Below are 19,359 nucleotides of genomic sequence, written 5' to 3'. Positions count from 1 at the left end.
CCCGACCACCAATTGCATTAAAGTCCTGAAAAAATATTCGGCAGGCTCGAGGGGAGACGACAGTGGCACTAAACGGCAGGCACACGCCGTCGCGCATGACCATATGCGGGACAGGCCTTGGCCAGACTGCCTGTGATGCAAGCCCAGCGGGGCTGTGCCCGTGATACTGGACCGCTACTTCGCCCGCCGCTTTTTGCAAAGCTTTCTGGTCATCGGCGGCATCTTTCTGACCCTGATGATTCTGATCGACCTGATCGAACAGGTACGTCGGTTCAACGAGGTTGACCTTTCCTTTGGCCGCTTGTTGCAACTGACCTTGTTGAACACGCCCGCCGCGATCAGCGAAATGCTGCCCCTGCTGGTGATCCTGGCCACTATCGCGCTGTTCGTGGGGCTGGCGCGCACCTCTGAACTTGTGGTGACGCGGGCCACGGGTCGGTCCGGCATCCGGGCGCTGGTGGCCCCTGTCCTGCTGGCGCTGATCATCGGTGCGCTTGCCGTGACCTTGCTGAATCCGATCGCGGCAGCCACCTCCGAGGAATATCAGCGCCTGTCCGATTCCTACCGCAACAACGGCAGTTCCGCCCTGTCGATCAGCAGCGAAGGCCTGTGGCTGCGTCAAAGCACCGACACAGGTCAGGCCGTGATACACGCCCGAGGCACGTCGAACGGGGATGAGTTGCGCCTGCGTGATGTCACCATCGTCTCGTTCGATCCGGACGGCAAACCGACCCAACAGATCGTTGCAGACCGTGCCAGGCTGATCGATGGAAGCTGGGTTCTGATGCAGGCCAAGGTCTGGAACTTTGAGGACGGCCAGAACCCTGAACTGAACGCGGTCGAGCATGATCGGCTGGACCTGCCCACCTCGCTGACCCGTCAGCGCATTCTGGACACTTTGGGCCAACAGGACTCCGTTTCTGTGTACGACCTGCCGCAGCTTATCAAAGATCTGCGCGAGGCCGGATTCTCGACCAAACAGTACGAGGTCTGGCTGCAAGTCCAACTGGCGCGCCCCTTCTTTCTGGTGTCGATGGTTCTGATCGGCGCCGCATTTACCATGCGCCACGTGCGTTTCGGTGGAACCGGTGTGGCGGTTCTGACGGCGGTTCTGTTGGGCTTTGCCATCTATTTCGTACGCAATTTTGCGCAAATTCTTGGGGAAAACGGTCAATTGCCCATCTACGTCGCTGCCTGGGCCCCGCCCGTTGCCGCCATATTCCTGTCACTTGGCCTGTTGCTGCATGCGGAGGACGGGTAATGCCGCGCATCGTATCTGCGCTTCTGGCAGGTGTCTTGGTCTTTGCAGCCCCGACCACCGCGTTGAAGGCGCAAACCGCGCCTGGACCCGCGCCTGCGGATGGAGCGGCGCAGCAGGAACAGCCCGCCTTGCTGGTGGCCGACAAAATCTTCATCACGCCCGAGCGAAAGCTGGTCGCCGAAGGCAATGTCGAGGCGTTTCAGGGCGATGTGAAACTGACCGCCCAACGGGTCACTTTCGATCAGGAAACCGGGCAGCTTGTCCTTGAAGGTCCGATCCGCATCGATCAGGCCGGACAGACCACGCTGCTGGCGGATTCGGGCGAGTTGGATGAAGGTATTCAAAACGGCCTGCTGATCGGCGCTCGGATGGTGTTTGACCAGCAGGTGCAGATCGCCTCGGTTCAGGCCAATCGGGCGGCCGGGCGCTATACGCAGTTCAGCAAGGTCTCGGCCACGTCGTGCCATGTCTGCGCAAATGGCAGACCGCCTCTGTGGCAGATCAGGGCGCGCAGGGTAATCCACGACCAGCTCGAACGACAGTTGTATTTCGAAGGCGCACAGCTTCGGGTGCTGGATTTCCCGGTGTTTTATTTCCCCTATCTGCGCCTGCCGGATCCGACACTTGACCGGGCAACCGGGTTTCTGGTGCCGTCGATCCGCAGCACCTCGCAACTGGGAACCGGCGTGCAGGTGCCGTATTTCTTCAAAATCGGCGATCATAAGGACCTGACGCTGACGCCTTATGTGTCGGCCCAGACCAAAACGCTGGGATATCGCTATCGTCAGGCCTTCAAGAACGGCCGCATTCAGATCGAAGGCGCGTTTACCCGCGATGATGTGCAACCGGATCAGGATCGCGGCTATTTGTTCGCCAACGGTTTCTTCAACCTCAAGAACGACTACCGGCTGAGCTTCAATCTGCGCACCACATCCGATGACGCCTATCTTGCCGATTACGGCCTGCCGGATTTCGACCGCCTGCGCAGCGAAATCGCGCTGACCCGGATCAAACGCGACACCGCGTTCCGCACCAGTTTCATCCATTACAAGACCCTGCGCGACAGCGAGGATCAGGATGAGATCCCCTCGCGTGTGTTCGATCTGAACTATGAAAGGCGCTATTTCCCCAACGCCATCGGCGGTGAAGTACGGCTGGGATTCATTACTCACGCCCACGAACGCACCAGCGACGAGGATATTGTTGGCCGTGACATTGCGCGTGCAACCTTTGACGCGGAATGGTTGCGCAGCTGGACCTTTGCCACAGGGCTTCGGGCCGACGTGCAGCTGGGCACATCGGTGGATACGTTCGACATCCGCAATGACAGCGCGTTCCCGGATCAGGTCACACGTGCAACGCCACGCGCGGCACTGACCCTGCGCTATCCGATGACCCGCCGGGAACAATCCGGCGCGACCCAGTTTCTGGAACCGATCGCACAGTTCGGCTGGACCGATGTGTCCGATACCGATGTACCCAACGACGAAAGCACGTTTCAGGAATTCGATCAGGGCAACCTGCTGTCCCTGTCCCGCTTCCCGGCAGAAGACCAGCGCGAGGATGGGGCCACCGCCGTCTTTGGCGTGAACTGGGCGCGGTACAAGGCGAACGGCTGGCAGGCGCTGGCCACCGTGGGTCAGGTCTTTCGCAGCGAAGCCGACCCGAATTTCAACCTGACCTCGGGCCTACAGGGCACAACCTCTGATCTGCTGCTGGCCGGTCAGATCAATACAGCCAACGGTTGGTCGCTGGCCGGGCGTGGGCTGATCGATGGTGATTTTAGCTTTACCAAGGCCGAGCTGCGCGGCGGCTGGACCGGTGAAGGCAGTGCGATCACCGGCAGCTATGTCTGGCAAGAGGCGGATCCCGCTGAAAATCTGGATGACGAGATTTCGGAAATCTGGCTGCGCGGGCGCTACCGGGTTGACGAAAACTGGCTGACCCGCGCCTCAGCCCGCTATGATCTGGCTGCCTCGGAACCCATTCGTCTGGGGCTGGGCGTGACTTATCAGAACGAGTGCGTGCAGGTTAACATGTCCGTAAGCAGGCGCTTTACATCGACAACAACTATTGAGCCTTCGACCGAATTCGGGTTTACCCTTTCGCTGACAGGATATGCCGTTGAAGGCGGCGGAAAGACATACAAGAGAAAATGCAGTTGATTACAGGTTTCGTCAGGTTTCTCCGTTCCGGTTGCTCCAAACCGGTTACTTCGGCATTGGCAGCAGCCATCTTGGCCTTGTCCGCCCCTCAGTCGGGGGCCCAAAGCCTGTTCTCACCCGCGATCCGCGTCAATCAGGACATCGTCACCTGGTACGAGCTGGAACAGCGTATCCAGTTCCTGAACGTTCTGGGCATCCCCGGCGGCACCGAGGCCGAGGTCCGGCAGGCCCTGATCGATGAACGTCTGCGCAAACAAGCCATGCGTGAGGCCGGGATTCAAGCCGCCCCCGAAGACGTGCAGGTCGGCATCGACGAATTCGCCGCGCGCGGCCAACTCAGCACTGATCAGTTCCTGCAATTGCTGGGCGACGCGGGCGTCGACCCCGAAACGGTACGCGATTTCGTGGCCGATCAGTTGGCCTGGCGCGATTATATCAGCGCGCGTTTTCTGTCTCAGGCCCGCCCCACCGAAGACGAGATCAACCGCGCCCTAGGTCAGGGCGGCGGCGGTGGCCTTCAGGTCCTGCTGTCCGAGATCATCATTCCGGTGAACCAGCAAACCCTGGCACAAACCGAGTTGTTGGCCGAAGAAATCTCGCGCCTGCAAGGGTTTGACGCGTTTTCCTCAGCCGCCGCGCAATACTCGGCAGCTGCCACCCGCAACAATGGCGGACGGCTGGACTGGCTGAACATCACCAACCTGCCACCTGCGCTGCAACCCTTGATTCTGGGACTGGAAAACGGTGAGATCACCGAGCCCGTGGGCCTGCCCAACGCCATCGCGCTGTTCCAGATGCGCGGTATTCGCGAGGTCTCGACCGGCGCGCCCCGATATTCGAAAATCGACTACGCGGTCTACTACCTGCCCGGCGGGCGCAGCGGTGACACGCTGGCCCAGGCTGCCCGCCTGCGCGAGGATATCGACACTTGCGACGACCTGTACGGCATCGCCAAGGACCAACCCGCCGAGGTGCTGGAACGGATCGAGGCCGCGCCATCGGAAATCCCGCAGGATGTTGCCGTGGAACTGGCTAAGCTGGACCGCAACGAGGTGTCTACGGCGCTGACCCGCAACAATGGGCAAACGCTGATGTTCCTGATGCTGTGCAACCGCACCCGCGATCTGGGTGAAGATACCTCGCGCGTTGATGTCGCCAACGCCCTGACCCAGCAACGCCTGCAAGCATTTGCCGAAAGCCTGCTGGAACAGCTGCGCGCCGACGCATCCATAACCGAGCAATGACAGCCCCCATCGCGCTCAGCTGCGGTGATCCGGCGGGCATCGGCCCTGAAATCGCCGCCAAGGCATGGGGCGAACTGCGTGACACCTGCCCGTTTTTTTATATCGGCGACGCATCGCACCTGCCCGCCGGCACACCAACGCAACACATCGCAGACCCGGCCGAAGCTGTTCAGATCAGCCCAAACGCGCTGCCGGTACTGCATCTGGACTTCCCTGCCCAAAACACACCCGGACAGCCCGACCCCGCCAGCGCCCCAAGCGTGATCGACGCGATCGAACGTGGCGTGGCGCTGGTGCAATCTGGCGCGGCCTCGGCGCTCTGCACCGCGCCGATCCACAAAAAGGCCCTGATCGACGGGGCCGGGTTTGCCTATCCGGGCCATACCGAGTTTCTGGCCGCACTGGCGGGGCGACAGCGCGTTGTGATGATGCTGGCCAGCGCGCAGTTGCGGGTTGTTCCCGCCACCATTCACATCCCCCTGTCACGGGTACCACAGGAACTGACGCCCGATCTGCTGACCGAAACAATCGCGCTGACCGCCGACGGGCTGCGCCGCCAATTCGGCATCGCGCATCCAAGGATCGCTATTGCGGGGCTGAATCCCCATGCCGGTGAAGGCGGCAAGATGGGCACCGAGGAATTGGATTGGATCGCGCCCCTGATCGCGGGTCTGGACAGCAAGGATTGCTCCGTCACCGGGCCGCATCCGGCAGACACGCTGTTCCACGCCGCCGCCCGCGCCCGCTATGACGCGGCCATCGCCATGTATCACGACCAGGCCCTGATCCCGATCAAGACGCTGGATTTCGACCGAGGCGTCAACGTGACGCTCGGCCTACCCTTCATCCGAACATCCCCCGACCACGGCACCGCGCTGGACATTGCCGGACAAGGCATCGCCAACCCCACCAGCCTGATCGAGGCCCTGAAACTCGCCCAACAGATGGCACAAACCCCTTGATCCTTCACCTGGCTGAAAATATCCCCGCCGGAGGCAAAAAATCTCTGGCGCTCCCCCATCAACCCGCGCCACGGTAACCGGATCATGAGCGCTATCGACACCCTCCCCCCCCTGCGCGAGGTCATCGCGACCCACCAGCTGTCGGCCCGCAAATCGCTGGGCCAGAACTTTCTGCTGGACCTCAACCTGACCGCCAAGATCGCACGTCAGGCCGGGGATCTGACGCAATGCGACGTTCTGGAAATCGGCCCCGGCCCCGGCGGCCTGACGCGGGGGCTGCTTTCGGAAGGTGCGCGCAAGGTTGTGGCAGTGGAAAAAGACACCCGCTGCATCGCCGCCCTGAACGACATCGCTGCGGCCTATCCGGGCCAGCTAGAGGTGATCAACGGCGACGCGCTGGAAATCAACCCGCTGGAACATCTGACGCCACCGATCCGCGTCGCCGCCAACCTGCCCTATAACGTGGGCACCGAGCTTCTGGTCCGCTGGCTGACCCCGCCCGAATGGCCGCCCTTCTGGCAAAGCCTGACCCTGATGTTCCAGCGCGAGGTCGCCGAGCGCATCGTCGCCCAACCCGGCAGCAAGGCCTATGGCCGCCTTGCCATTCTCGCCCAATGGCGGGCCGAGTCGCGCATCGCCATGTCACTGCCCCCCGGCGCATTTACGCCCCCGCCCAAAGTCTCCAGCGCCGTGGTCCACCTGACCGCCCTGCCCGAGCCGCGCTATCCGGCCGATGCAGCCACGCTGTCGCGCGTTGTGGCCGCCGCCTTCAACCAACGCCGCAAGATGCTGCGCGCCTCGCTGAAAGGCGTGGCCCCCGACATCGAGGACCGCTTGATCGCAGCCGGGATCAAACCCACAGAACGCGCCGAACAAGTCCCGCTTGAAGGTTTTTGTGCGCTGGCGCGCCAAATTACGAACCGCTGAGCAAAAAAGCCCCGGACAGTGTCCGGGGCTTTTTGAATTCGTCTATCGGGATTTACTCAGCCGCTTCCGGGGTATCCCCATCCGTTTTGGGCGCACCCTCTGACGCAGGCGCGGCCTTGGGCTTGCGGGCACGCGGTTTGCGGGCGGGTTTTTCTTTTTTCTCGGGCGCTTCAGCCGTTTGGGCGTCGCCTTTGCTTTCCGGTGTTTCGACCAACCCGCTTTCAGGCGCCGACGCCTCGGGCGAGAAATCCATCACATCGGGTTGTGGTGCCTCGGCCGGGTCGGCCTGACGGGCGGCTTCGCGTTCCTGCCGTTCGGCGCGTTCGCGGTCACGCTCGGCCTGACGCTCGCGGTTCTGGCGCTCCTGCTCTTCGCGGCGGGCTTCGATCTCGCGCTGTGCCTCGCTCAGCATCCGCAGATAATGTTCCGCGTGCTGCTGAAAGTTCTCGGCTGCGACACGGTCGTTTGACAACTGAGCGTCGCGGGCAAGCTGGTTGTATTTGTCAATGATCTGCTGCGGCGTGCCACGCACCTTGCCCTCGGGGCCCGAGCTGTCAAAAACACGGTTCACGACGTTACCGCCGGAAGGACGATTGCGGTTGTTCTTGGCCCGCGAGCGGGATTTGGAAGATCTCATCTTACTTTACGTCAGCCTTGTCATTCGCTGTCGACCAACCCGTGTTCTGCACTGCTCTGCGGCGTTTGCCATGACGGGAAGTCAACTTTTTTGGGCTTGGCGTCAGGGGTGCGCTGCAACAGCGTCAACCTCGCCGACTAATCCTGAGTAAACATGTCCTGCCCCGGCAGACAAGAGGATTCTCGGATATTTCGCAGCTTTTTTACCAAAACCGGCGTTTTTCGGCCTCATACTGTTGATTTCAAGCAGGCAGACGTGCGCCCACGACGCGGTCACGCCCGTCCAGATCCGGGATCACGCGGATATCCGCCAGACCAGAGGCGTCAAACAACGCGGCAACCTGCGTGGCCTGTGTAGGGCCGATTTCAACCAGAATGCGCCCGCCAGGCAGCAGAAAATCCGGCGCATCGGCGGCCAGATGGCGGTAGGCGTTAAGCCCGTCGCCCTCATCTGTCAGGGCCATCCGGGGTTCATGCTCGCGCACTTCCGGGGACAGGTCCGGCATTTCCGTCAGCGCAATGTATGGCGGGTTCGAGACGATCAGGTCGAACTTGCCCTCGACCACCTCGAACCAGTCCGAGCGCAGCACTTCGGCACGCGCCTGCACATTGTGCTGCACTGCATTGGCGCTGGTTTGCAGGCAGGCGGCCTCGCTCAGATCCACGCCCACCCCGCTTGCGCTGGTGCGTTCAGCCAGCAATGTGATCAGTATACAGCCCGAGCCGACACCAAGATCCAGCACATGGTCGAACGGCTCGCTCAGCGCGGCTTCGATCAGCGCTTCGGTCTCGGGGCGCGGGTCCAGAACGTCGCGGCTGACATGGAACCGGCGACCATAGAATTCACGCTCACCCAGAAGATGCGAGACTGGCACCCGGATGGCGCGCAGCGAGATCAACTGGTCGTAGCGTTCGGCAATGTCGGGCGGCAGTTCTTCGGGCGCGATCAGAGTGACCCGACTGGCTTCAATCCGCGCCGCATGGGCCAGCAGAACACGGGCGTCCCGCGCCGGATCTTCCACGCCCGCAGCCCGCAGGCGCGCCGTGGCGGCCACCATGGCCTGTGCCGCTGTTTGCACCCCGGTCATTGCGCCATCTCGGCCAGCAGCCGGGCCTGATCATCGGCGGTCAGTGCGTCGATCACTTCATCCAGATCGCCCTGCATCACCTGATCCAGCTTATAGAGCGTCAGGTTGATGCGGTGATCCGTCATGCGGCCTTGCGGGAAGTTATAGGTTCTGATCCGTTCCGACCGGTCGCCCGACCCCACCTGACTGGCCCGATCGGCCGAGCGTTCGCTGTCGATCCGCTGCCGCTCCAGATCATAAAGCCGCGTTTTCAGCACCTGCATCGCGATCTCGCGGTTGCGGTGCTGCGACTTCTCGGAACTGGTCACCACAAGGCCTGTCGGCAAGTGGGTGATCCGCACCGCCGAGTCGGTCGTGTTCACGTGCTGCCCACCTGCACCGGAACTGCGCATCGTGTCGATGCGGATGTCATTTGCGTCGATCTGGATGTCCACATCTTCAGCCTCGGGTAGAACCGCCACCGTCGCTGCCGAGGTGTGAATACGCCCGCCGCTTTCGGTTTCAGGCACGCGCTGCACCCGATGCACACCGGATTCGTATTTCATCCGGGCAAAGACATTGTCGCCCTTGATGTGGGCCACAACTTCTTTGACGCCCCCCAGATCCGAGGCCTGTTCCTCGATAATCTCGAACCGCCAGCCGCGACTTTCCGCATAGCGCTGGTACATGCGCAGCAGGTCCCCCGCAAACAACGCGGCCTCGTCCCCGCCGGTGCCGGGTCGGATTTCCAGCATCGCCGGGCGGGCGTCCGCCTCGTCCTTGGGCAGCAAGGCCAGTTGCAGCGCATGTTCGGCTTGCGGAATCTGCGCCTGCAATTCCGGGATTTCTTCCTCGGCCAGTTCCTTCATATCCGGGTCGGACAGCATCGCCTCGGCCTCGGACAGATCGGCAACCAGCTGACGCCACGCCATGATCTGGTCAACCACCGGCTTGAGGTCCGAATACTCCTTGGCCAAAGCCGCAATGTCCCCGCCCGAGGCACCATCAGCCATGGCCGCTTCGAGGTATTGGAATCGCTGGGTTATCTGCTCAAGGCGTTCTTCGGGGATCATCCCGGCGGTGTCTCTTAATCCGGGGCTTTGGTCAAGGGCTAGCCTTGTGCTAAGATTCTGCCCATGAAACGGTTTGTTCTTGGATTACTGCTGTGTGCCTCGCCTGTTATGGCGGATGTGACCGGCCCGAATGGCAAGGTTCAGGACTGTTATTGCACCGACAAAACCGGCACGCGCGTTGAACTGGGTGAGATGATCTGCCTGCAGGTCGATGGCCGCATGTTCATGGCGCAATGCCAGATGTCACTGAATGTGCCCATGTGGCGCGAGGTGCAGGAAGGGTGCTTGTCGTCTGGTTTGCCGTCCGACTGGCCGGATCTGGAACCTGCGCCCGACACCGCCGCGTCCTAAGCGACACCTGCGGCGTCACATCTGCCCCAACCACCCATCAACCCGCGCCTTGTTCACTCCAAAATCCTTGCGGCCAAAGCGCAAACGCCCGTGAATGCGCAGGACATCCCCATCCTGCTGTACCGTCGTGTAGTCCGGGAAGCCGATCACCTTGGTGCGGGTGATGTAGGTGATCATCCCGTCCCCAACCGATCCGGCCAGAACCGTGGTGCGCGGTGCCGCCCTTGCAATCGCATCCAGACGCGCCAGGCCATCCGGACCCGCCTCAACCACGCGCAAAACGCCGCCCTGCAAGTCACGATCCGCATCGGCCTGAGGGGCCACGTGCCAGCGCTTTGGGTCTGACGGTGCCAATCGGATATACGCCGCCATCCCAACGGCCAGAAAAAGAAGCAAACCAAGGGCTATCTTCATCACCTACCTCAACCTTTTCCCGTCAGCCTATCCCGATCCGCCACCGGAACAAGGTGCCCCGTACGGCTTTACCGCGACGTCACGCCGGGCAGGATGCACAACAGCTCGAACAGCAGGTTCGCCGCCGTCAGCGCCGTGTTGCCCGACGGGTCGTAAGGCGGAGAGACCTCGACCAGATCACAGCCCACCACATTCACCCCCTGCAAGGCGTGGATCAGTTGCAGCGCCTGCGGGGTGGTCAATCCTCCAATCTCGGGCGTGCCGGTGCCGGGTGCGTAGGCGGGATCGAGACTGTCGATGTCATAGGTGATGTAGACCGGGTGATCCTCGACCGTCTTGCGGATCTGCGAGCCGATCTGGGTCAGGTTCTGTTGCCACAACTCCCACGCCGGAAACTGGCGAAAGCCCCAGTCTTTGGCCTCGGTAAAGTCGGTGGCGGCGTAGCCCGAGCCGCGAATGCCGATCTGGAAGGTCTTGTCGGGGACGATCAGCCCCTCTTCATAGGCGCGACGGAAGACGGTGCCGTGGGTTTCCTTCTCACCAAACATCTCATCGTTCACATCCGCATGGGCATCCACATGGACCAGAGCCACCGGCCCGTGTTTGGCCGCAATCGCCCGCAGGATCGGCAAAGTGATCGAGTGATCCCCGCCCATCGCCACCGGGATCACGTTCTTCGCCAGAATACCGTCATAGCTGTCCTTGATGATCTTCAGGCTTTCGGACAGCGAGAAGGTGTTGATTGCAAGATCGCCAATATCGGCAATCTGCAAACTGTCGAACGGGGCAGCAGATGTGGCCATGTTATAAGGCCGGATCATCGCGCTTTCGCTGCGGATCTGCTTGGGGCCAAACCGGGTGCCCGAGCGCCACGAGGTGCCGATATCCATCGGGATCCCCAACAGCGCAACGTCCAGCCCCGCCAGCGAGGTCGCCTGCGGCAGACGCATAAAGGTGTTCGGCCCGGAAAACCGCGCCAGATCATTGCCGCTGATCGGTTGATTATACTCAGTCATGCGCGTTTGGTTCCCACTCCATCAGATCACGTCCCTCAGCACATACCGGAGGTATGGCTAACCATTGGTTAACGCCCGAGGGGTCGCGTTTACGTTTTGCCAGCCATCAGGCGTTTCCACCCCAGCAGGCAGATGATCTGCGTGGCCACATGCGCCCCGGCAATCGCCGTCGCACCGGATGTATCGAACGGAGGCGACACCTCGACCACATCGCCGCCCTTGATGTTGATCCCAGCAATGTCGCGCAGGATGATCTGCGTCTGGATCGAGCTCAGGCCACCCCAGACCGGCGTCCCCGTGCCAGGGGCAAAGGCCGGGTCCAGACCGTCAATATCAAAGCTCAGGTAGACGGGATTGTCGCCCAGAATGCCCTTGATCTTCTGGGCCACGGCGGCGGGGCCGGATTCGTAAACCTCGCGCGCGTCGATGATGTTGACGCCCAGCGTGTCCTCGTTATGGGTGCGAATACCCACCTGGACCGAGCGTTTGGGGTCCACGATCCCTGATTTCACCGCCTTGTAGAACATCGTCCCGTGATCCACGCGCGACATATCATCGTCGGCCCATGTGTCGGTATGCGCATCGAATTGCAGCAGAGACATCGGCCCGAATTTCTCGGCATAGGCTTTGAGGATCGGGAAGCTGATATAGTGATCCCCGCCCAGCGTGACCGAGGCCACATCGGCGGTCAGAATAGTCCGGATATGATCGGTCAGCGTGTCCGGAAAGGCCGGGATATTGGCGTAGTCATAGGCCATGTCGCCGTAATCCACAATGGCCAGTTCGCTGAGTGCATCAAAGGGCCAGCCATAAGGTGCATCTGGCGATTGCAGCGCGCTGGCCTCGCGGATCGCGCGGGGGCCCAGACGTGTGCCGGGGCGATTGGTCACGGCCTGATCGAACGGCACGCCGGTTACGGCGATGTCCACGCCCTTCAGCTCTTTGGTGTAAAGCCGCCGCAGGAACGAGGTCGCGCCGCCGAAGGTGTTCTCATAGGACAACCCTTTGAGATCGGGGTTGGTAAAGGCCTCGTCTACCTGATGCTTAGCGTCTTCCAGTGCCATACCTGCCCCCCATCAGCCCAGCGGCTGGGCCTTTTCGACGATCCGCGCGAAGAACGATGCGCCCACCGGTGCAATCTCGTCATTGAAGTTGTATTTCGGGTGATGCAGGCCCGCGCCCTCGCCCTGCCCCAAGAACAGATACGCACCGGGGCGTTTCTGCAGCATGTACGAGAAATCCTCGGCCCCCATCTCACGCCCGGTATTTGCGATGACCCGGTCTGGCCCGGCAACGTCCCGTGCAACCTCGGCCGCAAAACCCGCCTTGTCGGCATCATTGATCGTCGCGGGATAGCTGACGACATAATCCAGCCGCGCCTCGACTCCGTACGAGGCCGCCTGCCCCTGCACGATCTGCTCCATCCGCTGCATCACCATTTTCTGAACGGCAGGGTCGAAGGTGCGGACGGTGCCGTTGATATAGGCCGTATCGGGGATCACGTTGTTGACCGTCCCGGTATGGATTTGCGTGACCGAAACGACCAGATCGTCCAAGGCATAGTGATTGCGGCTGACAATCGTCTGAATCGCCTGCGCAATGGCGCAGGCGGCCATGACCGGGTCGCGGGTCTCATGCGGCATCGCACCGTGGCCACCGACGCCCTGGATATGCACCTCGAACGTATCGACCGCTGCCATGATCGGACCGGGCGTGGTGTAGAACGCGCCTTCGGCAAAGCCCGGCGCGTTGTGCAGCGCGTAGACCTGAGCGATGTCGAACTGCTCCATGATGCCTTCCTGAACCATGACATTGGCCCCGCCACCCTCTTCCTCGGCGGGCTGGAAAATCAGCGCAACGCGGCCGCGGAAGTTTCGCGTCTCGGCCAGATAGCGCGCGGCGCCCAGCAGCATCGTGGTGTGCCCGTCATGGCCGCAGGCGTGCATCTTGCCGGGGTGTTTCGAGGCGTAGTCTACGCCCGTCTCCTCGGTAATTGGCAGCGCATCCATATCGGCGCGCAGGCCAATGGTCGGCCCGTCGCCCTGCCCGTTGATGATCGCGACCATCCCGGTTTTCGCAATACCTTCGTGCAGTTCATCCACCCCGAACTCGCGCAACCGTTCGGCCACAAAGGCGGCGGTTTCAAAGCACTCGAACTCCAGTTCGGGGATCGTGTGCAAATGCTGGCGCCATGCGGCCATGTCGGCTGAGAAATCGGCAATTCGGTTGACGACGGGCATCTGGGGTGGACTCCTGATCGGGACTGCGGAATGGATGCATCTGACACCGGAACGAAAGGGTTCGCAATGGCCGAAAATCCTCTGATCCACGACAGCGATGCGGGTATCGAACGTTTGCTGGAAATCATGCGTCGCCTGCGCGACCCGGATTCAGGCTGTCCGTGGGACATCGAACAGGATTTTTCGACGATTGCCCCCTATACCATCGAAGAGGCCTATGAGGTTGCCGACGCCATCGAACGTGAGGCCTATGATGAGCTGCAAGGAGAGCTGGGCGATCTGCTGTTCCAGTCCGTCTTTCACGCCCAGATGGCCGAAGAAGCCGGGCATTTCACCTTTCAGGACGTGGTGCGCACCATGTCGGACAAGATGGTCGACCGCCATCCGCATGTGTTCGGCGACGAATCCCGCGACAAATCGGCTGAACAGCAGACGCGCGACTGGGAAACCATCAAAGCGGCTGAGCGTGCGGGAAAGGAACAGAAAGGCGCGCTGGACGGTGTCGCCGCCAACCTGCCTGCCCTGTTGCGCGCGCATAAGCTGCAAAAACGCGCCGCCCGCGTGGGGTTCGACTGGCCCGATGCCAGCCACGTACTGGCCAAGATCACCGAAGAGGCCGCCGAACTGGAAGAGGCGCGCAACAGCAAAGACGCCGATGCGCTTGAGGATGAGTTCGGCGATCTGCTGTTCGTGATGGTCAATCTGGGCCGTCATCTGGGCATCGAGCCCGAAGCCGCCCTGCGCCGCACCAACGCCAAGTTCACCCGCCGGTTCGAACAGGTTGAGGCGCGCCTCGCCGCCCGTGGCAAAACGCCGTCGCAAAGCGATCTGGCCGAGATGGATGCGCTGTGGGATGAGGTCAAGATCGAGGAACACCGCGCCAACGGCAAACTCCCGCCTGTGGACGCACCGACCGGGGCCTGAAACCGCTGGACAAGTGCGGTGACACTTGCGAGTGTCCGCGCTTCAAGACCCCGGAGGCACAGCATGGCACCGCGCAAGATCATCATCGACACCGACCCGGGACAGGACGATGCCGTCGCCATCCTGCTGGCGCTGGCCAGCCCCGAAGAGATCCAGGTTCTGGGCATCACCGCCGTCGCCGGAAACGTCCCGCTGGCGCTGACCGCCAAGAACGCGCGCATCGTGTGTGAACTGGCCGGGCACACGCATATCCCGGTCTATGCCGGGTGCGACCGCCCGCTGAACCGCCCTCTGATCACCGCCGAGCATGTGCATGGAAAAACCGGGCTGGATGGCCCTGTATTGCCGGACCCGGTGATGCCGCTGGCCGAGGGCCACGCGGTCGATTTCATCATCGACACCCTGCGCGCGCAGGAACCGGCAACGGTTACGCTGTGTCCGCTGGGACCGCTGACAAACATCGCCTCGGCGTTCCAGAAGGCGCCTGACATCATCGACCGGGTGCAGGAAATCGTGCTGATGGGCGGCGCCTATTTTGAGGTCGGCAACATCACTCCGGCTGCGGAATTCAACATTTACGTCGACCCGGAAGCTGCTGAAATTGTGTTCAAATCCGGCGCTCATATCGTGGTCATGCCGCTGGACGTAACCCATGACGCCCTGGTCACGCCCCATCGCAACGATGCGTTCCGGGCGCTGGACAGCAAGGTTGGCCATGCGGTTGCCGAAATGACCGATTTCTTCGAACGCTTTGACAAGGAAAAATACGGCTCGGAAGGCGCACCGCTGCACGACCCTTGCGTGACGGCCTATCTGATCCGGCCAGACCTGTTCTCGGGCCGCCACATCAATGTTGAGATCGAAACCCAGTCAGAGCTGACGCTGGGCATGACCGTGGCCGACTGGTGGCGGGTCACGGATCGTGCGCCGAACGCGATGTTCATGGGGGATGTCGACGCCGAAGGATTTTTCGACTTGCTGACAGAAAGGCTGGCCCGCCTATGAGCGCCGCACTGAGACTTGCCCGCCCCGAGGATCTGGATCGCCTGATGGGTCTGGTCACCGCTTTCCATACCGAGGCACAGATCGCGCAGGATGCCGATCAACGACGCGAGGCGTTGCTGCCGTTGCTGGAAGGCATCCCGCATGGCTGCATCTATCTGATCGGTCCGGGCCGCGCGCCTTTGGGCTACATCATCCTGACCTTCGGCTGGTCGGTCGAGTTCGGCGGCATGGACGGCTTTGTCGACGAGATCTACATCCGCCCTGCCGTCCGGGGCCGTGGCATCGCAACCGAAGTGCTGTTGGACTTGCCCAAAGCGCTGGCCGAGGCCGGGCTGACTGCCCTGCATCTGGAAGTCGATCGCACCAATGAAACGGCGCAAAAGCTGTATCTGCGCACGGGCTTCAAACCGCGTGAGCGTTACATGTTGATGAGCAAGCCGCTCTAGCGGGATTCCCCACGGAAAATCAGGCCCGGATTGTACATCTCTTGAACCGGGTCGTCCTGAGAGATCTCTGCCCCCGTAATCGGATAGGTTCCGGGCTCGGTGCAGGCAGATAGAACGCCAGCAGAAATCACTGAAAGAATAAGAAGGAATCTTGAAGCAGACATCGCGTCCCCCTTTCTGTAATATGTTAAGGATTACCGCGAATATTGTACCTCATATAGGAACAAGTTCACATATGAGCATGTTATTGTCAGTTTTTTCGCATCAAAATGGTGAAAAATCAGATGTTTTTCACTTGCCAAGGTTCTTTGTCTCCACCTCGTTCCCACCCAACCGGAGCTGTCGGTTTCACCTGAAATTTGGATTTTAGCAGGCAGCCCTGATAAGCTGTTGTGCATGCGCTTCGGCAGCTCGGTGCGCTTTTGATGATGTCATGCCCACATTTGCGCGTGCACATCCTCCATTTGGGTTCGCACGGCAGCAAAGGCTGAAGCCATCCATGCGGTTTTTGGGGAAGCCAAAGTAAGACTTGGAACGAATCTCGCTTTGGTGTCCTGTATCCGCATTTAGATTAAGAGGTAAGTTAATATGAAATCAGTCTATTTTTCTCTTACGGCGCTGTGCCTGGCGGCCTTGGTAGGATGCGGCGAAACCGTTCCTATCGCAGATGAAACCGGCGGTCGTGAACTGAAACCCCCGCGTGAAGGTATCCGTGTCGGATCTTTGTACTACGTTCGCGAAAACCCCACCAACGACCTGACCCGCCCTGCAAACCTGGAAAGCCTGTGTTTCTTTGACTTGCCTTTGTCCGATGTGACGCTTGAAGCGGACCAGCGCGTCGCTGATATCGACCTTTTGAAAAAGCTCGAAGCGTCCGGTGAGTTGGGTGGGATAGAAACCAAATTCGCCTCGGCCGGGCTGAATGGCGGTATTGATCGCTACTATTCCTACAAGCTGACCAATGCCAGGAAGTCATCCGTGACACTGCAGGACGCATCCCGGTTGTTCAATGAACAGGGCGACGGGCCCAAATGCAGTGGCTGGCGGGAAAATGTCGGACAGTTTGACTGGGCGGCCTATCAGATTCAGTCGGTGATTTCCGGGGACATCGTCTTTGCGCGCAAGTCGACCTCGAACGCGTCAGGCGACTTGTCGGCGGCCCTTGAAGTGCTGGAACCCGAGCTGGTTGCCGAACTCAGCAAGGAAAACTCGGCGGGTGTGACGGGAACAGGGCTGGTCGTCAGCTTCGTTCCGATCAGCCGACAGTAATGTGGCCGACCCCGTCGCGGTGTGCGCCGCCACGGGGTCAACCTTGTTCGTTCAGCGTTTCAGGATCGACGCGCCTGCGTATTCCGCGACCTCACCCAGCGATTCCTCGATGCGGATCAGCTGGTTGTATTTGGCCAGCCGGTCCGACCGCGCCAGCGAGCCGGTTTTGATCTGGCCGCAATTGGTCGCCACGGCCAGATCGGCAATGGTGGCGTCCTCGGTCTCGCCCGAGCGGTGCGACATCACGTTGGTATAGCGTGCGCGGTGGGCCATATCGACGGCGCGCAGGGTTTCGGTCAGCGAGCCGATCTGGTTCACCTTGACCAGCATCGAGTTCGCGCAACCACGCTCGATCCCTTCGGCCAGACGCGCGGGGTTGGTCACGAACAGGTCGTCGCCCACCAGCTGCACCTTGTCGCCGATGGCGTCGGTCAGGGCTTTCCAGCCGTCCCAGTCATCCTCGGACATGCCGTCCTCGATGGAGATAATCGGGTAGTCATTGACCAGCGCCGCCAGATAGGCCGCGTTTTCCTCGGATGACAGCGAGATCCCCTCGCCCGCCAGAACATACTTGCCGTCTTTGAAATACTCGGTCGCCGCACAATCCAGCGCCAGGTGGATTTCCTCGCCCGGTTTGTAGCCTGCCTTTTCGATGGACTTCAGGATGAAATCCAGCGCCTCGCGGGTCGATGCGATGTTGGGCGCGAACCCACCCTCGTCGCCCACACCAGTCGCCAGACCAGCGGCAGACAGTTCTTTCTTCAGCGTGTGGAACACTTCGGACCCCATGCGCACGGCTTCGCGGATATTCGCGGCCGAGGTCGGCATGATCATGAATTCCTGAATGTCGATAGGGTTGTCGGCGTGTTCACCGCCGTTGATGATGTTCATCATCGGCACCGGCAGCACGCGGGCCGAGGTGCCGCCGACATAGCGGTACAAAGGCTGCGTGGTGAAATCTGCCGCCGCCTTGGCGGTTGCAAGCGAGACACCCAGAATGGCGTTGGCCCCCAGACGGCCTTTGTTGTCGGTCCCGTCCAGTTCGATCATGGCCTGATCGATGGCGACCTGTTCGGTGGCGTCAAAGCCAACCAGTTCTTCGGCAATCTCACCGTTCACCGCGGCGACAGCTTCCAGCACGCCTTTGCCCATGTAACGCGCCTTGTCACCGTCGCGCTTTTCCACTGCCTCGTAGGCGCCGGTCGATGCGCCCGAAGGCACGGCAGCGCGGCCCATGGTGCCGTCTTCCAGAATCACGTCCACCTCAACGGTCGGATTGCCCCGGCTGTCCAGAATTTCGCGTGCGTGGATGTCGATGATGGTGCTCATGAGGCCCGTCCCTGTGGCTGCGTTCAGTTGCACGCCTCTTAGCATCACAGGGCAAAAAGTAAACCGTTCATGTTATCGCTAACACGACTCTGGGCAAATGTTTGCGCCAACCTGCGACGATCCGTCAGGCGGCGACAGCCAATGCGCGCGCCAGCCTGCGTTCACGGATGAATGTATACATGCCCGATCCGATGATCAGCGTGGCACCGGCCAGCGTCATCGTATCCGGGCGCTCGCCGAACATGAGCATCCCTGCCGCAATCGAGAAGATCAGGCGGGTATAACGAAACGGTGTCAGGGCCGAGGCTTCGCCGATCCGCATTGCGGTGACGATGCTGTAATAGGCCAGAACGCCAAAGCCGACCGCCCCGACAAACGGCCAGATTTGTGCCGACCCCATCGGGGCCACCGGCTGCGCGTTCAGAACCATCAGGGTCAGCCCGGCCAATGCCACCGCGACATAGGCCTGCAAGGCCACGACGGATGAGGCAATCCGCGCGTCCAGCCGCCGCGTGATCAGGTCTCGCGCAGCGATGGCAATGACGCTGAGCACGACGAACAGTGTTTCCGGCTGAAACCCGTCCAATCCGGGCCGAATGATCATCAGGACACCGATGAAACCCAGACCGATAGCGCTCCACCGTCGCCAGCCGACCTGTTCGCCCAGAAACAGTGCCGCGCCCATCGTCACCGCCAAAGGCATCGCCTGAAACACAGCCGCCACGGTCGACAGATCAACCAGGGACAGCGCGGTCAGGAAAGCCACGGCCCCAACCCCTTCGCACGCCGCGCGGATCAGCGGCAGGGGTTGCCATGCTTCTGTGTTGAAGATGCGTTTGCGTGTTGCCACAGCCATCAGGGCAAACAGCACCGCACAGGCCAGACCCAGCATTACCATGATCTGACCGGTCGGTACCGTCGCCGACATGTGCTTGATGAACATATCCTCAAGCGAGAACGCCGCCATCGCGCCGACGACCAGCAAAATGCCGTGCACGTTGTTCATGATCACATCCGTTGAAACCAGCGG

The 19,359-nt window shown here is 61.2% G+C and carries 19 protein-coding genes; 10 read left to right on the top strand and 9 right to left on the bottom strand.

Annotation, left to right across the window (positions count from 1 at the left end; genetic code table 11):
- The first annotated feature begins 160 nt into the window (after window positions 1-160).
- From lptG to rsmA, 5 genes are all read left to right on the top strand, one after another.
- Window positions 161-1,261, top strand: coding sequence for an LPS export ABC transporter permease LptG (gene lptG, locus ACR0AC_RS06735; protein WP_170453017.1), 1,101 nt, complete (start codon window positions 161-163; stop codon window positions 1,259-1,261).
- On the top strand, window positions 1,261-3,426 hold the full coding sequence (locus ACR0AC_RS06730) for an LPS assembly protein LptD (protein WP_170450148.1): 2,166 nt from the start codon (window positions 1,261-1,263) through the stop codon (window positions 3,424-3,426). The genes lptG and ACR0AC_RS06730 overlap by 1 nt, the downstream gene beginning before the upstream one ends.
- Window positions 3,417-4,670: a peptidylprolyl isomerase gene (locus tag ACR0AC_RS06725; RefSeq protein WP_480872507.1), complete on the top strand. Its 1,254-nt coding sequence runs from the start codon at window positions 3,417-3,419 to the stop codon at window positions 4,668-4,670. Before ACR0AC_RS06730 ends, ACR0AC_RS06725 begins: the two co-directional genes overlap by 10 nt.
- Window positions 4,667-5,632: a 4-hydroxythreonine-4-phosphate dehydrogenase PdxA gene (gene pdxA, locus ACR0AC_RS06720; RefSeq protein WP_480872506.1), complete on the top strand. Its 966-nt coding sequence runs from the start codon at window positions 4,667-4,669 to the stop codon at window positions 5,630-5,632. The genes ACR0AC_RS06725 and pdxA overlap by 4 nt, the downstream gene beginning before the upstream one ends.
- A gap of 84 nt (window positions 5,633-5,716) precedes the next feature.
- Entirely contained in the window at window positions 5,717-6,559 is an 843-nt protein-coding gene (gene rsmA / locus ACR0AC_RS06715) for a 16S rRNA (adenine(1518)-N(6)/adenine(1519)-N(6))-dimethyltransferase RsmA (protein WP_480626105.1), read from the top strand.
- A gap of 52 nt (window positions 6,560-6,611) precedes the next feature.
- On the opposite strand, the gene ACR0AC_RS06710 is transcribed toward rsmA, so the two are convergent.
- The 3 genes from ACR0AC_RS06710 to prfA all read right to left on the bottom strand — a co-directional run bounded on the left by ACR0AC_RS06710 (window position 6,612) and on the right by prfA (window position 9,335).
- Complete coding sequence (locus ACR0AC_RS06710) at window positions 6,612-7,196, bottom strand: DUF4167 domain-containing protein (RefSeq protein ID WP_170450140.1); 585 nt, start codon at window positions 7,194-7,196, stop codon at window positions 6,612-6,614.
- A gap of 241 nt (window positions 7,197-7,437) precedes the next feature.
- Complete coding sequence (gene prmC / locus ACR0AC_RS06705; RefSeq protein WP_480626106.1) at window positions 7,438-8,283, bottom strand: peptide chain release factor N(5)-glutamine methyltransferase; 846 nt, start codon at window positions 8,281-8,283, stop codon at window positions 7,438-7,440.
- Window positions 8,280-9,335 carry a peptide chain release factor 1 gene (gene prfA / locus ACR0AC_RS06700; protein WP_170621922.1) on the bottom strand — a complete coding sequence of 352 codons (1,056 nt, stop codon included), beginning with the start codon at window positions 9,333-9,335 and terminating at the stop codon, window positions 8,280-8,282. Before prfA ends, prmC begins: the two co-directional genes overlap by 4 nt.
- A gap of 63 nt (window positions 9,336-9,398) precedes the next feature.
- Here prfA and ACR0AC_RS06695 point away from each other — a divergent pair, with 63 nt between their 5' ends.
- Complete coding sequence (locus ACR0AC_RS06695) at window positions 9,399-9,686, top strand: hypothetical protein (protein ID WP_170450133.1); 288 nt, start codon at window positions 9,399-9,401, stop codon at window positions 9,684-9,686.
- Window positions 9,687-9,701: 15 nt separating this feature from the next.
- Here ACR0AC_RS06695 and ACR0AC_RS06690 read toward each other — a convergent pair whose 3' ends face one another.
- The 4 genes from ACR0AC_RS06690 to ACR0AC_RS06675 all read right to left on the bottom strand — a co-directional run bounded on the left by ACR0AC_RS06690 (window position 9,702) and on the right by ACR0AC_RS06675 (window position 13,356).
- Window positions 9,702-10,100 (bottom strand): DUF1499 domain-containing protein, encoded by a 399-nt coding sequence (locus ACR0AC_RS06690; protein WP_170621924.1) that lies wholly within the window; start codon window positions 10,098-10,100, stop codon window positions 9,702-9,704.
- Window positions 10,101-10,168: 68 nt separating this feature from the next.
- Window positions 10,169-11,116: an agmatinase gene (gene speB, locus ACR0AC_RS06685; protein ID WP_480580857.1), complete on the bottom strand. Its 948-nt coding sequence runs from the start codon at window positions 11,114-11,116 to the stop codon at window positions 10,169-10,171.
- Window positions 11,117-11,205: 89 nt separating this feature from the next.
- A complete protein-coding gene (gene speB, locus ACR0AC_RS06680; RefSeq protein WP_480872501.1) occupies window positions 11,206-12,180 on the bottom strand; it encodes an agmatinase in 975 nt (324 codons plus the stop codon).
- A gap of 12 nt (window positions 12,181-12,192) precedes the next feature.
- Window positions 12,193-13,356, bottom strand: a complete 1,164-nt coding sequence (locus tag ACR0AC_RS06675; RefSeq protein ID WP_480872500.1) for a M20 aminoacylase family protein — start codon at window positions 13,354-13,356, stop codon at window positions 12,193-12,195.
- Between the two features lie 66 nt (window positions 13,357-13,422).
- On the opposite strand from ACR0AC_RS06675, the gene mazG reads away from it, so the two are divergent.
- From mazG to ACR0AC_RS06655, 4 genes are all read left to right on the top strand, one after another.
- Window positions 13,423-14,280: a nucleoside triphosphate pyrophosphohydrolase gene (mazG, locus tag ACR0AC_RS06670; RefSeq protein WP_170453015.1), complete on the top strand. Its 858-nt coding sequence runs from the start codon at window positions 13,423-13,425 to the stop codon at window positions 14,278-14,280.
- 63 nt (window positions 14,281-14,343) lie between these two features.
- Entirely contained in the window at window positions 14,344-15,285 is a 942-nt protein-coding gene (locus tag ACR0AC_RS06665; RefSeq protein WP_170621928.1) for a nucleoside hydrolase, read from the top strand.
- A complete protein-coding gene (locus tag ACR0AC_RS06660) occupies window positions 15,282-15,731 on the top strand; it encodes a GNAT family N-acetyltransferase (RefSeq protein ID WP_170450121.1) in 450 nt (149 codons plus the stop codon). Before ACR0AC_RS06665 ends, ACR0AC_RS06660 begins: the two co-directional genes overlap by 4 nt.
- Before the next feature lie 588 nt (window positions 15,732-16,319).
- A complete protein-coding gene (locus tag ACR0AC_RS06655; protein WP_170450119.1) occupies window positions 16,320-17,000 on the top strand; it encodes a hypothetical protein in 681 nt (226 codons plus the stop codon).
- Window positions 17,001-17,051: 51 nt separating this feature from the next.
- Here the strand turns inward: ACR0AC_RS06655 and eno are convergent, their stop codons facing one another.
- Complete coding sequence (gene eno, locus ACR0AC_RS06650) at window positions 17,052-18,329, bottom strand: phosphopyruvate hydratase (RefSeq protein ID WP_170450117.1); 1,278 nt, start codon at window positions 18,327-18,329, stop codon at window positions 17,052-17,054.
- 124 nt (window positions 18,330-18,453) lie between these two features.
- Window positions 18,454-19,335: a DMT family transporter gene (locus tag ACR0AC_RS06645; RefSeq protein ID WP_480626111.1), complete on the bottom strand. Its 882-nt coding sequence runs from the start codon at window positions 19,333-19,335 to the stop codon at window positions 18,454-18,456.
- Window positions 19,336-19,359 lie beyond the last annotated feature (24 nt).

This window comes from Ruegeria sp. H7, assembly GCF_056532945.1.
This window is presented reverse-complemented; position numbering and strand designations above follow the sequence as displayed.

Excerpts from the sequence above, each read along its gene's own strand:
- ACR0AC_RS06655 (WP_170450119.1), top strand. The coding sequence starts at position 16,320 with ATGAAATCAGTCTATTTTTCTCTTACGGCGCTGTGCCTGGCGGCCTTG.
- eno (WP_170450117.1), bottom strand. The coding sequence starts at position 18,329 with ATGAGCACCATCATCGACATCCACGCACGCGAAATTCTGGACAGCCGG.
- speB (WP_480580857.1), bottom strand. The coding sequence starts at position 11,116 with ATGACTGAGTATAATCAACCGATCAGCGGCAATGATCTGGCGCGGTTT.
- ACR0AC_RS06710 (WP_170450140.1), bottom strand. The coding sequence starts at position 7,196 with ATGAGATCTTCCAAATCCCGCTCGCGGGCCAAGAACAACCGCAATCGT.
- rsmA (WP_480626105.1), top strand. The coding sequence starts at position 5,717 with ATGAGCGCTATCGACACCCTCCCCCCCCTGCGCGAGGTCATCGCGACC.
- ACR0AC_RS06695 (WP_170450133.1), top strand. The coding sequence starts at position 9,399 with ATGAAACGGTTTGTTCTTGGATTACTGCTGTGTGCCTCGCCTGTTATG.
- ACR0AC_RS06645 (WP_480626111.1), bottom strand. The coding sequence starts at position 19,335 with ATGAACAACGTGCACGGCATTTTGCTGGTCGTCGGCGCGATGGCGGCG.
- ACR0AC_RS06725 (WP_480872507.1), top strand. The coding sequence starts at position 3,417 with ATGCAGTTGATTACAGGTTTCGTCAGGTTTCTCCGTTCCGGTTGCTCC.
- prmC (WP_480626106.1), bottom strand. The coding sequence starts at position 8,283 with ATGACCGGGGTGCAAACAGCGGCACAGGCCATGGTGGCCGCCACGGCG.
- mazG (WP_170453015.1), top strand. The coding sequence starts at position 13,423 with ATGGCCGAAAATCCTCTGATCCACGACAGCGATGCGGGTATCGAACGT.
- ACR0AC_RS06730 (WP_170450148.1), top strand. The coding sequence starts at position 1,261 with ATGCCGCGCATCGTATCTGCGCTTCTGGCAGGTGTCTTGGTCTTTGCA.
- speB (WP_480872501.1), bottom strand. The coding sequence starts at position 12,180 with ATGGCACTGGAAGACGCTAAGCATCAGGTAGACGAGGCCTTTACCAAC.
- ACR0AC_RS06665 (WP_170621928.1), top strand. The coding sequence starts at position 14,344 with ATGGCACCGCGCAAGATCATCATCGACACCGACCCGGGACAGGACGAT.
- ACR0AC_RS06675 (WP_480872500.1), bottom strand. The coding sequence starts at position 13,356 with ATGCCCGTCGTCAACCGAATTGCCGATTTCTCAGCCGACATGGCCGCA.
- ACR0AC_RS06690 (WP_170621924.1), bottom strand. The coding sequence starts at position 10,100 with ATGAAGATAGCCCTTGGTTTGCTTCTTTTTCTGGCCGTTGGGATGGCG.
- prfA (WP_170621922.1), bottom strand. The coding sequence starts at position 9,335 with ATGATCCCCGAAGAACGCCTTGAGCAGATAACCCAGCGATTCCAATAC.
- pdxA (WP_480872506.1), top strand. The coding sequence starts at position 4,667 with ATGACAGCCCCCATCGCGCTCAGCTGCGGTGATCCGGCGGGCATCGGC.
- ACR0AC_RS06660 (WP_170450121.1), top strand. The coding sequence starts at position 15,282 with ATGAGCGCCGCACTGAGACTTGCCCGCCCCGAGGATCTGGATCGCCTG.